This window comes from Actinokineospora spheciospongiae (assembly GCF_003182415.1).
In the GTDB taxonomy this organism is placed as follows: Bacteria; Actinomycetota; Actinomycetes; order Mycobacteriales; family Pseudonocardiaceae; genus Actinokineospora; species Actinokineospora spheciospongiae.
In genome coordinates, this window is the sequence record NZ_QHCP01000003.1 from 746,556 (window position 1) to 758,848 (window position 12,293).

A 12,293-nucleotide genomic window follows, 5' to 3' on the forward strand; every position below is an offset into this window, starting at 1 on the left:
ACGACGGCGGCCGCCGCGAGCAGAACCCCGAGTGCACGCCTTCGGACACCCACCACTGCAACCCCATTCCCCTAACCGAACCGTCCCACGGACGCTATTGACGCCCGTTACCGCAGGTCAAGGGTGCCGTCAACACCGGGAAGAACTTGTCACCCCCGGCGGGCTTTTTCCCCGTTCGTGACAACTCGTCGGGTCAGCGGGCGCTCCACACCGGTGTACAGCGCCCACGACAGCAGCAGCGAGACCCCGAGCGCGCCTACCAGGAACGCCACCCCGCCGAGCACGCCCCACGCCCCGCCGCCCAGCAGCGAGTGCCCGGTGACCAGGACCAGCCGGTGCACCAGGTAGAAGGCGAACGACACCTCCCCGAGCCACACGAACGCCCGCGACCGCAGCGGCGACGGGGAGCCGCGCAGGTCGGCGACCGCGGCCGAGGCGATCACCAGCGCCAGCGGCACCGCGCCGACCGCCACCTTCGACCACAGGTACGGCACGGTGAACGCCGCCAGGTACGCCAACCCGGCCAGCAGCGCCGAGACGCCCAGCGACGGCGGTGTCCAGCGCCCGTCGCGGACCAGGCGGGCGACGAGCATCCCGAGCACGAACTCCGGCACCCTGGCGAGCGGGAACAGGTAGACGAACCACACGGCGTGGAACGGCACCGGCCCGCCCGGGGTCGCCACCACCGGGTCGCCCGGCAGGAACACCAGCGCCACCACGGGCAGCAGGAAGATCAGCGCGACCGCGCCGCCGACCCACCACCACAGCCGCCGCACCCCGGCCACGACCCGGTGCAGCAGCGGGAACAGCAGGTAGAACACCACTTCGCAGGCCAGCGACCAGGCGACGATGTTCGCGCTCGACAGCACCTCCGGCACCGGCACCCAGGCGTGCACCAGCAGCAGGTTCGGCAGCACCTGCCAGCCCACCACCGCCTGCCCGGCCACCGCCATCAGCACGACCGCCGCCACCCACGTCACCACGTGGTTCGGGTACACCTTGCGCGCCCGGCGCCACCAGAACGACCGCGCCCGACCGGGCCGGTGGTTCCAGGTGAGCACGAAACCGCTGAGGACGAAGAAGAACTCCACCCCGAAGAACCCGGCCCGGCTCACCGCCGACCCCAGCCCGGCGCCCAGGCCGGGGTCGGCGAACACGCCCTCGATGGCGGCGTGGAAGGCGAAGACGGCGAGGGCGGCGGCGAACCGCAGCCCGGTGAGCGACGGCAGCCGGGTGCCGCTCATGCGACGCGGGCGTCCAGTTCGGCGCGCAGCGACGGCACCGCCGCCACCAGCGCCGCGGTCCACTCGTGCCGCGGTTCGCCGAGCACCTCGTGCACCGTGCCCTGCTCGCACACCTCGCCGCCGCGCAGCGCCAGCACCCGGTCGGCCATCCGCGCGATCACCCCCAGGTCGTGGGTGATCAGCACGACGCCCAGGCCCTCGGACTCGCTCAGCGACGCCACCAGGTCCAGCACCCCGGCCTGCACCCGCACGTCCAGGCTGGAGGTGATCTCGTCGCACACCAGCAGGTCCGGTCCGGCGGCCAGGGCGCGGGCGATCGTCACCCGCTGCCGCTGCCCGCCGGAGAGCTGCCGGGGCAGCCGCCCGGCCATCTCCGCGGGCAGGCCGACGAGCGCGAGCAGCCGGGCGGTCTCCGCCTCCGCCGCGGCCCCGGTGAGGCCCTGCAACACCTTGAGCACCCGGGCGATGGCCGCGCCGACCGTGCGGCGGGGGTTGAGCGAGCCCGCCGAGTCCTGCGGCACCAACTGCACCTTGCGCCGCTGCGCCAGGGTCCGCGACCGCACGTCGGGCAGGACCTCCCCGTCCACGACGACCTCGCCGGAGTCGGGGCGGTGGTGGCCGCTGACGCACCGGGCGATGGTGGTCTTGCCGGAGCCGGACTCGCCGAGCAGCGCCACGCACTCGCCGCGCTCGACGGTGAACGACACCTCGCGCGCGGTGGTGACCCGCTTGCGGCCCCGTCCGTGCCCGGCGACCAGGGTGCGGACCTCCAGCAGCGGTGCCCGCGACGTCTCGAACACCGAGTGCCCGTACTTCTCGAACGCCTCGGCCACGTCCGGCACCGCCGCCACCAGCTCCCGCGTGTACGGGTGCCGCGGCGCCGACAGCGTCGAGGCCAGCGGGCCCTCCTCCACCACCCGGCCGTGCCGCAGCACCACCAGCCGGTCGGACAGGCGGGCGGCGGCGACGAGGTCGTGGGTGATGAACAGCAGCGTGATGCCGCGCGCGGCGGCCAGTTCCTCGATCTGGCGCAGCACCAGGTCCTGGGTGATCGCGTCGAGGCCGGTGGTGGGCTCGTCGAGGATCAGCAGCTCCGGGTCGCCCGCCAGGACCCGGGCCAGCGCCAGCCGCTGCTGCTGCCCGCCGGAGAGCTGGTGCGGGAAGCGCCGCTGGAACGCCCGGTCGCCGGGCAGGCCGACGCCCGCCAGGTGCCGGGCGACCGACTCCGGGGACGGGTCGGTGGCCAGCTCGGCCACCTGCCCGCCCACCCGCAGGGTCGGGGTGAGCGCGGTGGCCGGGTCCTGCCCGAGGTAGGCGATCGACTCGCGGCGCAGCGCCCGCAGCCTGCGCCGGTCGAGGGCGAGGACGTCGGTGCCGGAGAAGGTGACGGTGCCGCCCGCCGCGCGCAGGCCGGGGCGGATCGCGCCGAGCAGGGCGGTGGCCAGGGTGGTCTTGCCGGAGCCGGACTCGCCCACGATGCCCACCCGCTCACCGGGGGAGACGTGCAGCGAGACCCGGTCGAGCACGGCGCGGCCGGAGGTGTCGGCGACGGTCAGGTCGGTGATCTCGATCATGTGCCGATCTTTCCCGCGAGTCGGTCGATGGCCAGGTTGGTGGAGACGGCGAGGATCGCGAGCCCGAGCGCCGGGGCGACGACGCCCCACGGGGTGAGGGTGATGCCCTCCATGTTCTCGCTGATCATCGCGCCCCAGTTGGGCGCGTCCGGGCCGAAGCCGAGGAAGCCCGCCGAGGCGGTGAGGGTGATGGCGATGGCCAGCCGGGTGCCCGCGTCGGCCAGGATCGGCCGGGCGATGTTCGGCAGGACCTCGCGGACCAGGATCGCCGCCGACCCGTCGCCGAGCGCGGCGGCGGCGTCGACGAACCCGCTGTGGACGATCTGCGCGGTGGCCGCCCTGGCCACCCTGGACACGAACGGCACCCCGGTCACGACCACCGCGGCGATCAGCGTCACCGGCGAGTAGCCCCAGCCGTTGAGCAGGATCAGCATGGCCAGGATCGGCGGGAACGCCAGGAACAGCGCGTCGAACCGGGACACCACCGCGTCGAACCAGCCGCCGAGGTAGCCCGCGGCGGCGCCCAGGGCGGTGCCGAGCACGGCGGTGGCGACGGTCGCCAGCACCGGGATCACGATCAGCGGCCGACCGCCGGTCAGCATCCGCACCCACACGTCCCGGCCGGTGGCGTCGGTGCCCAGCGGCAGCCCCGGCCCGGCCTCGGTGTACGGCGGTGCCACGATCAGTTGCGGGTCCGCGCCGGTGAGCCACGGGCCGATGATCGCCAGGCCCGCCACCAGGATGCCCGGCACCAGGAACAGCAGGCCGACCAGCCTGCGCCGGTTCCCCGGCGGGGCGGGTGCCACGGCCCGGGTCAGCGTTTGTGCGGGAGGTGTCTGCACGGGGGGTGTCTGCGCCGCGGGTGTCATGCCGTCCTCAGCTTCGGGTTGGCCAGGAGTCCGATGAGGTCGGCGACCACCAGCGACCCGATGATGATCGCCGCCAGCAGCAGCCCCACCCCCTCCAGCACCGGGGTGTCGTGGTGGCGCACAGCGCTGACCAGCGTCTCGGACAGGCCCGGGTAGTTGAAGATCTGCTCCACCACCGCCGTGCCGCCGAACAGGGCGCTGGCCAGCCAGGCGAACGCCTGCGCGGCCGGGCCGACCGTGGCGGGCAGCAGGTGCCTGCGGATGACCACCGACTCCGGCAGCCCGGCCAGCCGGGCGGCCTCCACGTTCGGCGCGGTGTCGGCGTCGATCACGATCGCCCGGATCAGCCGCGACGCCCAGGCCGCGGCGAAGATCGTCAGCGCCGCCACCGGCAGCACCAGGATCTCCGGGCGGTCCAGCGGCGCCCCGCCCGCCGGGATCAGCGACACCGCCGGGAACCAGCCGAGCACGGTGGAGAACAGCAGCACCAGCAGCCCGGCGATGACGAACTGGGGCACCGACACCGCCACCAGCGCGCCGCTGGAGAGCACCCGGTCGAGCCTGCTGCCCGGTCGCAGCCCGGCCGCCAGGCCGATCGCGGTGGCCAGCACGATGGTCGCCAGCGCGGCGAGGACGGTCAGCAGCGCGGTGTCCGCCAGCGGGATCGCCACGATCTCGGTGACCGGGGCGCGCTCGACGATGCTGTCCCCGAGGTCACCCCGCACGGCGTTGCCGACCCACTCCGCGTACCGCACCGCCAGCGGCCGGTCGAGGCCGAGTTCGGCGCGGACGGCGGCGGTCTGCTCCGCGGTGGCGTTGGTGCCCAGCGAGGCCGCCGCCGCGTCCCCCGGCAGCACCTCCGAGCCCGCGAACAGCACGATCGACACCGCCAGCAGGGTGCCCGCCGCGGCGAGCAGTCTTCTTGCCAGGAACAACAGTGCTCTCACGGTTGCCTCCTCAGGCGGACGCCTTCATGAACAGCGGCAGCGAGTCGCGCACCTGCACGTCGCGCACGCCGGGGCGGGCCGCGTCGACCTGCTCCTGGAAGCCCCAGAGCACGTCGCCGCCCTCGTCGTGGAACCGGCGCTGGATGTCGGCGAACCTGGCCGCGCGCGCGGTGTCGTCGACGGTGCTCTGCGCCTCGGTGAGCCGCTTCTGGTGGTCGGCGCCCTGGCCGGTCACGTTGAACGGGGCCTTGGCGTTGGTCACCGCGGCCAGGTGCACGGCGGCCGGGCGGTTGAGGTAGTAGAAGCCCTGGAACGGCGTCTTCGCCAGCGAGGACAGGTCGGCGTAGTAGGTGTCGGCCGGGACCTGCTCCAGGTTCAGCTTCACCCCCGCCTGCCCGAGCTGCTGGCCGAAGAGCTGCGCCGCGCCGACCAGACCCGGCACCAGCTCGGCGATGCGCAGCGTCAGCTCGCTGACCCCGGCCTGCTGGAACAGCTCCCGCGCCCCGTTGAGGTCCTGGGTGCGCTCGGGCAGGTCGGCGTAGCCGGGCAGGCCGAGGCCGATCACGTCGTTGCCCGGGGTGGCTAGGCCGAGCAGGGAGTTGTCCACCAGCGCCTTGCGGTCCACGGCGAGCCGGACGGCCCGGCGCACCCGCGGGTCGTCGAACGGCTTGAGGTTGACGTTCATGCTGAACGACAGGCCGTTGGAGTTGGCCGCGCCGCCGCGCTTGAGCTCGATGCCCTGGTTGGCCCGCTCGGCCTGGGCCCCGGTGGCGGAGATGCCCACCGCGTAGTCGATCTCGCCTGCCTTGAGCGCGTTGAGCCGGGCGGGCGCGTCGGCCATCCTGGCGATGTCGAGCCGGGTCAGCGGCGGCTTGGCGCCCCAGTAGCCCTTGTTGGCCAGCAGCACCACGTTCTTGCCGTCGTTGGTGTCGAGCGTGTACGGGCCGGAGCCGTCGACCTTGGTGAAGTCGGTGGTGCCCTCGGGGAACACCACGGAGAAGATCACCAGGACGGCCTCGCGGAAGTCGCCGCGCGGGCGCTTGAGCGGCACCTCCAGCGTGGTCTTGTCCAGCGCCTTGATGTTGGCGCCGTCGACGTCGGCGTAGACCGAGCTGCGGGTGGACTTCGGCGCTCCGATGGTCTGGAGGCTGAACGCCACGTCGGCGGCGGTCACCGGCCTGCCGCTGTGGAACTTCGCGTCGGGGCGGATCTTGATCGTCCACTTGGTGGCGTCGGCGTTCGGGGTGACCGACTCGGCCAGGCCGTAGGCGTACTTGCCGCCGTCGATGAACATCAGCGAGTCGTAGACGTGGTGCAGCACCATGAGACTGGCGCCGTAGCCGATGGCCCGCGGGTCTAACGCGGTGCTCTTGGTGGCGTCGGCGATGCCGATGCGCAGGCGGTCGGTGCCGGTACCGGCGGTGGTGCTGGAGGCCCGGGAGGCGCAGCCGGTCAGCGCCCCGGTGCCCAGGACACCAGCGGCCAGCGCGGAGAACTGCAGGAATCGGCGGCGGTCGATGTTGGTGGCAGACATGTGCTGTGGCTCCTCGCACGGACGACCGGGGTGGACTGGCCCCCGATGGTGGGTGCGCACGGTTGTCACGGTCTGCGCAAATCTGCGCAGGTCGGACACGTTCGGCGTACCCGGGCCACCCGGACGGGCAGGGCTGGGCCATTCGGCGGTGATCACACCTCCGGGTGCTCAGTTCTGAGCATTGCCCGTACCGGGTACGCCCATACGCTCGGTCCCTCTTGCGCGACCGCGCGTGACCACTCCAGGGGAGACCGTATGACCGACACCTTCGAGCGGGCGGCTCCGCCGTCACCGGTGGCGACGGCGGGGAAGATCGTCCTGCTGACCCTGCTGCTGGCCGAGTTCATGATCCAGATCGACGCGACCATCGTGAACGTGTCGCTGCCCAGCATCCAGCAAGACCTCGGCTTCACCGGCACCAGCCTCGCCTGGGTCGTCAACGGCTACATGCTCTGCTACGGCGGTCTCCTGCTGCTGGGCGGGCGGCTCGCCGACGTGTACGGGCGCAGGCTCGTGCTCATGACCGGCGTGTCCGTCTTCACCGCCGCCTCGGTGCTCTGCGGTCTCGCGGGCGACCCGGTGGTCCTGGTGCTGGCCCGCGCGTTGCAGGGCATCGGCGCCGCCGCGGCCGCCCCCGCCGTGCTGTCGCTGATCATCACCTCGTTCCGCGAGGGCGCCGAGCGCAACGGCGCGCTGGCCGCCTGGGGCGGGGCCAGCGCGGGCGGGTCGCTGTTCGGCCTGCTCATCGGCGGCGTGCTCACCTCCACCGTGGACTGGCGGTGGATCTTCTACATCAACGTGCCGGTCGGCCTGGCCATCGTGGCGCTCGCCCCGTTCGTGCTCAAGGAGAGCAGGGCGGCCAGCAGGCCCTCCCTCGACGCCGGTGGCGCGATCACCATCACCGCCGCGCTGCTCGTCATCACCTACGCCCTGCTCGGCGCGCACGGCGGAGCGGGCCTGGACCTGGGTTCGGTCGGGCTGCTCGTGCTCGGCGCGCTGCTGCTGGCGGTGTTCGTGGCGGTGGAGAAGCGCCACCACGAACCGCTGATCCCGATGAGCCTGTTCGCCAACCGCAACACCGCGGGCTCCCTCGGCGCCACCGCGCTGTTCGGCACCACGCAGATGGGGTACTTCTTCTTCGTCACCCTGTACCTGCAGAACGTCCTGGGCTTCAGCGCCATCCAGACCGGTCTGTCCTACCTGCCGCTCATCGCCGCGCTGGCCGTCACCACCACCCTGGCCAACAAGATCATCGCCGCTCGCGGGGTGAAGGCCGCCCTGGTGCCCGGACTGGTGCTGATCATCGCGGGCCTGGGCTGGCTGTCGCAGGTGCCGGTCGACGGGTCCTGGGTCGGCGACGTCCTCGGCCCGACGGTGCTGGCGGGCCTGGGCATCGGCCTGACGTTCGTGCCGCTGTCCATCTCGGCCACCTCCGGCGTCGACCCGCGCGACGCGGGCGCGGTGTCGGGCCTGTTCAACGTGGCCGTCCTCATCGGCGGGTCCATCGGCATCGCCGTGCTGACCATCGCCTCGGGCCTCACCGGCGAGATCCCGATGCTGCCGCTGTCCACCCCCACCCCGGAGGCCATCGGCGGCTTCCAGGGCGTGTTCCTCACCGGTGCGGGCCTGGCGGTCCTCGCGCTGCTGGTCTGCGCGGCCGTGCTGCGCGTCCCGCACGCACCGGCAGCCGTTCCCGAAGAAGAGAAGGAAACCGCATGAGCACCACCGCCACCGGCAAGTTCATCACCTCCGTGTGGGACGAGGCCCCCTACGACACCGGCGACGGCGTGCCCGCGCTGGCCAAGGCCGACGTGAAGAACACCTTCGAGGGCACCATCGTCGGCGAGGGGACCCTGACCTACCTGCTGGTCTACCCGGAGAACTACGCCAGCTTCGTGGGCCTGCAGCGGATCACCGGCACCCTCGACGGCAAGGCGGGCCAGTTCGTCCTGCAGACCGAGGGCGTCGTCGACGGCGGCCCGCCCACCTCCACCTGGTTCGTCGTGCCCGGCTCGGGCACCGGCGAGCTGGTCGGCCTGCGCGGCAAGGGGACCGTGACCGCGGTCGACGCCACCACCGCCGAGTACACACTGGACTACGACTTCACGGCCTAGTCCGACGACGACGAAGCCACCCCGGGCGGACGGCGCACGTCCCCTGGGGTGGCTCTCGGCGGTCCCCCTCACCGCCGCGGTCTCACCTGTCCCGCAACGACTCCAGCCGCTTCCACGCCCACACCGCGATCGACAGCGCGCCCTCGTCCTCCGCATCCGCCGCCAGCGTCCGCAGCGACGCGATCGCCACCTCGACCTCACCAGCCTCCTGCGCGGCCAGCGCCAGCGTCCGGCGCAGCCGCAGCAGCTCGTAGCCCGCGACCTCGGCCCGGTCGAGCACCGCCTGCGAGATCCGCATGGCCTCGCGCGGGGCGCCCGAGGCCAGTTCGAACCGCGCCTGGAGGCTGTCCACCTCGTCGCGGTCGGTCGACATGCTCAGCGTGCGCTGGGCGCTGCGCGCGTCCGCGATCAGCTTGCGCACCTCCTCCAGGTCGCCGCCGCAGTCGAGCTGGATCGACGCCGCCGCCCGGCAGAACCGCAGCCAGTCCTGCACCGGCATCGACCCGTTGAGCGAGTCGCGCGCCTTCTCCAGGTGGCTCAGCGCGTCCGCGCGCATCCCGGCGCGGCCCAGGGCCACCGCCGCGGTCCAGTACGCCCGCCCCGAGGTGGCCGGGGAGTCCAGGGTGGTCGCCGCGGCCAGCATCGGGTCGATCAGGTCCAGCGCCAGCGGTGACTCGTCCAGGTCGCACAGCACCGAGATCTGCACCGCGTAGAGCCGGACCTCCTCCGCCGTGCCCGCGAGCGGGCTGACCACCAGGGCGTGTTGGGTCTCGCTGAGCAGGGCCCGCGCCCGGTTCAGCTCGCCGACCGCGCGGCACGCGGTGGCCAGGTCGATGCTGATGGAGAGCTGGATGGTCTCCAGGCCCGCGGTGTCGGCCACCTTGGCCAGCTCGTCGAGGACGGCCAGCCGCTGCCGGTGCTCGTTGGTCATGCCCAGGATGCGCTGCAACGACATCCCGCTCTCGATGATCGAAGTGGACTCCCCGTGCTGGCGGGCCCGGTCGAAGGCGTCCTCGGCGTGGCGGCGGGCGTCGACCAGGTCGCCGGAGGCGAACGCGGACTGGGTGAGGATGCGGGTCATCAGTTGACCGGAGTCATGTTCGCTGGTCCGGGGGGTCGGCGGGGCGCCGTCGTCGGGCCAGCTGTCGCCCGCCAGGTCGCGGGGGCGCACCCCGAGCGTGCGCGCGAGCTGGTGCACCACCTCCAGGGTGGGCACCCGGTTGCCCGCCTCCAGCAGCGAGACGTAGCTGGCGCTGACCGTGCCGCCGTCGGCGACGAGGTCGCGCTGCGACATCCCGCGCTGCAGCCGCAGCTCCCTGAGCCGTTGACCGAACTCAGGCTGGGAGACCTTACCCGCACGCAATGGTGCTGACAATTGTTGACTCCGTTGCTGACTCATGATTTCCTCTAGTCACTGACTCAAGTCAACAAGCCCCGGAGGAAGTCATGAAGACCATTGCCACCGCCGTGTTGACCGCATCGCTGGCCCTCGTGGGCTTCGGCCTGGTCCATGTCACCCCCTCCGACGCTGGAAGCTTAGGTGTCGACTCTACCGCAACCCAGGTCGAACTTACCTCTGTCAAGTCGGGCGTTCCAGCATCCGGTGAGCGGGCGCGAACCCTTGACTGGCCCTGGATCTGACCTCCAGTACGTAGTACGCCGGATTGACTGGTGTAAGTAGGGGTTCACGCCACCCCGGTCCAGCAGCGGCACCCCCGGTCGACGGGATGGATCGACCCCCCTGCCCCACTGCGGCCCGACCTCCGGGTTGTGACAGTTGTCGTCACCGCAGTCGCCAGGTTTCAGCAGTTCACGGTCCCGATCCGCGAATACGCGCCAGGGGCGTCACCACCCACACCATGCTCACAGACCGGTCGACCGCCGCACCACCGGCCGACCGCGCTTCGAGGGGGTTCGCCATGTCGACGACCTTGGCGCCACTGTCCAGCACGTCCTTCGCCGAGCGGCTCGAATCGATGATCACCCGGGAGACGCTCAGCGCCCCGTCGGTCCGGGTCGACAAGAACGCCAACGTCTACAACTGCGGCTATCGCTGCGACCAGGTGTACCTGGTCCGCTCCGGCCGCATCAAGACCGTCATGTACTCCAAGGGCGGCAAGGAGTGCCTGCTGTCCATCCACCCGGCGGGCGACCTGTTCGGCGAGCTGTGCGTGCTCGGCGGCCCCCGCGCGGAGACCGCCATCGCCATGGTCCCCACCGTGCTGCAGTACATGACGATGGACGCCTTCCTCGTCGCCATGCGCCGCGAGGGCCTGCTGGAGGACTTCGTCCGCCACATGGCCACCCGCCTGGCCGAGCAGCAGCAGGTCATCAGCGACCTGGTCACCGTCGACAGCGAGCAGCGGCTCGGCTCCACCCTGCTCAGCCTGGGGCGCAAGCTGGGCAAGCGCGAGGCCCGCACGCTGCGCATCGACGAGAAGATCACCCAGGAGGAGCTGGCCGGGATGGTCGGCACCACCCGCTCCCGGGTCGGCCACTTCCTCAAGCGCTTCCGCGAGGCGGGCATCGTCGAGGTCCGCCAGGGCTGCTTCCTGCGCATCGACGAGGAGCGCCTGGTCGCCTACCTCGACAACCGCATGTAGGTGGACCCCGCTGCTCCGATTCGGTGAAGCGCCCCGCGGCCGATCGCCCGGGAAATTCGGGAAACCGCATCACCCGTCCGGTTTTTCCTCGCTCACGCGGGTGAGGAAACGGCGAATTCCCACGGTGTCGTCGACAACTCTGTCAACAATTGTCATCACCCGATCGAGCGGTCGTCGTCACCGAAAAGGGGACCGGGTTTGCCGCCCGGGGTCCGGGGCGAGGAGCATGGACCCCGGTCGGTGCTCCCGGTGTCGTGCAGGGTCGATTCCCGGGAGCCGCCGCCACGCCCTCATCGCCATGCGACAACCGGCCGGGACACCGGGCGTCGCGCCCTCGTGCGATGAGGGCCGCGGGGCCCCGGCGGCGCGAGCTGCCGGGGCCCTTGCCGTTCGCGGGCCTTCACGGGGTGCGTTCCGGGGTCCCGTCCACCTCGCCGGGCTGGGGTCTGTGGACAACCGGGTGCGGGATTCCGCCGTCGCCCCTACGGTGCTCAGGACGCCACCCGGGCGGACCCAGGACGTACCCGAGCCGGTCCCGCCAGCGGCCCGCCGCCCGGACGTCGCGCAGGATCGCCCCGTACTCGTGGAACTGGAGGCTGACGATGTCGTAGGTCCCGACCGGACTGGTCAGGCCGTAGGTGGGCCGGTGCCGCTCGGCGCGGAAGGTGCCGAAGAGGCGGTCCCACACGATGAGCACGCCCGCGTAGTTGCGGTCGAGGTACTCGGGGTCGCTGCCGTGGTGCACCCGGTGGTGCGAGGGGGTGTTGAACACGGCCTCGACCCACCGCGGCAGCCGGTCGACCTTCTCGGTGTGCACGAAGAACTGGTAGATCAGGTTGACGGAGAACGCCGTGTAGATGGTCCAGGGGGAGAAGCCCAGCAGCGGCAGCGGCACCCAGGCCAGCACCTCGAACCACTGGTTCCACTTCTGCCGCAGCGCGGTGCCGAGGTTGAAGTACTCGCTGGAGTGGTGCGCCTGGTGGGCGGCCCAGGCCAACCGCACCCGGTGCGCGAACCGGTGGTACCAGTAGAACAGGAAGTCCACGCCGACGAGCAGCACCACCCACGACCACCACGTGGTGGGCACGTGCCACGGCGCCACGTGCTCCCACAGCACGACGTAAAGCAGCAACGCCCCCGCCCGGAAGAACAACCCCACCCCGACGCTCACCACCCCCATCGACAGGCTCGCCGCGGTGTCCCGCCCGTGGTACCCCTTCGCCTGCTCGTCGTCGAGGAACCGCAGGGCCAGCAGCTCGACCCCGATGAACAGGAGGAACACCGGCAGCGCGTAACCGATCGGATCGCCGAACTGGTGCCGCAGCGCGTCGAGCACGTCCCACCTCCAAGCAATTGACCTCCAGGTAAGTTACCGCGAAGTCACTTCCCTGCCCAGGCTGCTGGATAG

10 protein-coding genes are annotated in these 12,293 nt (G+C 71.9%); 3 read left to right on the forward strand and 7 right to left on the reverse strand.

Annotated features, from left to right (window positions below; genetic code table 11):
* Positions 1–149: 149 nt before the first annotated feature.
* Genes DFQ13_RS10855 through DFQ13_RS10875 form a run of 5 tightly spaced genes read right to left on the reverse strand, consistent with a single transcriptional unit; the run spans position 150 to position 6,168 of the window.
* Entirely contained in the window at positions 150–1,244 is a 1,095-nt protein-coding gene (locus DFQ13_RS10855; protein WP_110079650.1) for an acyltransferase family protein, read from the reverse strand.
* A complete protein-coding gene (locus tag DFQ13_RS10860; RefSeq protein ID WP_110079651.1) occupies positions 1,241–2,818 on the reverse strand; it encodes an ABC transporter ATP-binding protein in 1,578 nt (525 codons plus the stop codon). Before DFQ13_RS10860 ends, DFQ13_RS10855 begins: the two co-directional genes overlap by 4 nt.
* Positions 2,815–3,660 (reverse strand): ABC transporter permease, encoded by an 846-nt coding sequence (locus DFQ13_RS10865; protein ID WP_233438345.1) that lies wholly within the window; start codon positions 3,658–3,660, stop codon positions 2,815–2,817. The genes DFQ13_RS10860 and DFQ13_RS10865 overlap by 4 nt, the downstream gene beginning before the upstream one ends.
* A gap of 23 nt (positions 3,661–3,683) precedes the next feature.
* Positions 3,684–4,634, reverse strand: coding sequence for an ABC transporter permease (locus DFQ13_RS10870; protein ID WP_110079653.1), 951 nt, complete (start codon positions 4,632–4,634; stop codon positions 3,684–3,686).
* Positions 4,635–4,644: 10 nt separating this feature from the next.
* Positions 4,645–6,168 carry an ABC transporter substrate-binding protein gene (locus DFQ13_RS10875; protein WP_035279046.1) on the reverse strand — a complete coding sequence of 508 codons (1,524 nt, stop codon included), beginning with the start codon at positions 6,166–6,168 and terminating at the stop codon, positions 4,645–4,647.
* A gap of 255 nt (positions 6,169–6,423) precedes the next feature.
* Here DFQ13_RS10875 and DFQ13_RS10880 point away from each other — a divergent pair, with 255 nt between their 5' ends.
* Positions 6,424–7,887 (forward strand): MFS transporter, encoded by a 1,464-nt coding sequence (locus tag DFQ13_RS10880; RefSeq protein WP_052020706.1) that lies wholly within the window; start codon positions 6,424–6,426, stop codon positions 7,885–7,887.
* The gene (locus DFQ13_RS10885; RefSeq protein ID WP_035279049.1) at positions 7,884–8,282 is read left to right on the forward strand and encodes a DUF3224 domain-containing protein; all 399 of its coding nucleotides are present in this window, start codon (positions 7,884–7,886) and stop codon (positions 8,280–8,282) included. The genes DFQ13_RS10880 and DFQ13_RS10885 overlap by 4 nt, the downstream gene beginning before the upstream one ends.
* 82 nt (positions 8,283–8,364) lie before the next feature.
* Here the strand turns inward: DFQ13_RS10885 and DFQ13_RS10890 are convergent, their stop codons facing one another.
* Positions 8,365–9,681: a helix-turn-helix domain-containing protein gene (locus tag DFQ13_RS10890; RefSeq protein WP_084175311.1), complete on the reverse strand. Its 1,317-nt coding sequence runs from the start codon at positions 9,679–9,681 to the stop codon at positions 8,365–8,367.
* A 520-nt stretch (positions 9,682–10,201) separates the two neighbouring features.
* Between DFQ13_RS10890 and DFQ13_RS10895 the strand changes: the two genes are divergently transcribed.
* Entirely contained in the window at positions 10,202–10,885 is a 684-nt protein-coding gene (locus DFQ13_RS10895; RefSeq protein ID WP_035279053.1) for a Crp/Fnr family transcriptional regulator, read from the forward strand.
* A 400-nt stretch (positions 10,886–11,285) separates the two neighbouring features.
* On the opposite strand, the gene DFQ13_RS10900 is transcribed toward DFQ13_RS10895, so the two are convergent.
* Positions 11,286–12,221 carry a sterol desaturase family protein gene (locus DFQ13_RS10900; RefSeq protein ID WP_063935882.1) on the reverse strand — a complete coding sequence of 312 codons (936 nt, stop codon included), beginning with the start codon at positions 12,219–12,221 and terminating at the stop codon, positions 11,286–11,288.
* Between the last annotated feature and the right edge of the window lie 72 nt (positions 12,222–12,293).

Excerpts from the sequence above, each read along its gene's own strand:
- DFQ13_RS10895 (WP_035279053.1), top strand. The coding sequence starts at position 10,202 with ATGTCGACGACCTTGGCGCCACTGTCCAGCACGTCCTTCGCCGAGCGG.
- DFQ13_RS10885 (WP_035279049.1), top strand. The coding sequence starts at position 7,884 with ATGAGCACCACCGCCACCGGCAAGTTCATCACCTCCGTGTGGGACGAG.
- DFQ13_RS10890 (WP_084175311.1), bottom strand. The coding sequence starts at position 9,681 with ATGAGTCAGCAACGGAGTCAACAATTGTCAGCACCATTGCGTGCGGGT.
- DFQ13_RS10880 (WP_052020706.1), top strand. The coding sequence starts at position 6,424 with ATGACCGACACCTTCGAGCGGGCGGCTCCGCCGTCACCGGTGGCGACG.
- DFQ13_RS10855 (WP_110079650.1), bottom strand. The coding sequence starts at position 1,244 with ATGAGCGGCACCCGGCTGCCGTCGCTCACCGGGCTGCGGTTCGCCGCC.
- DFQ13_RS10875 (WP_035279046.1), bottom strand. The coding sequence starts at position 6,168 with ATGTCTGCCACCAACATCGACCGCCGCCGATTCCTGCAGTTCTCCGCG.
- DFQ13_RS10860 (WP_110079651.1), bottom strand. The coding sequence starts at position 2,818 with ATGATCGAGATCACCGACCTGACCGTCGCCGACACCTCCGGCCGCGCC.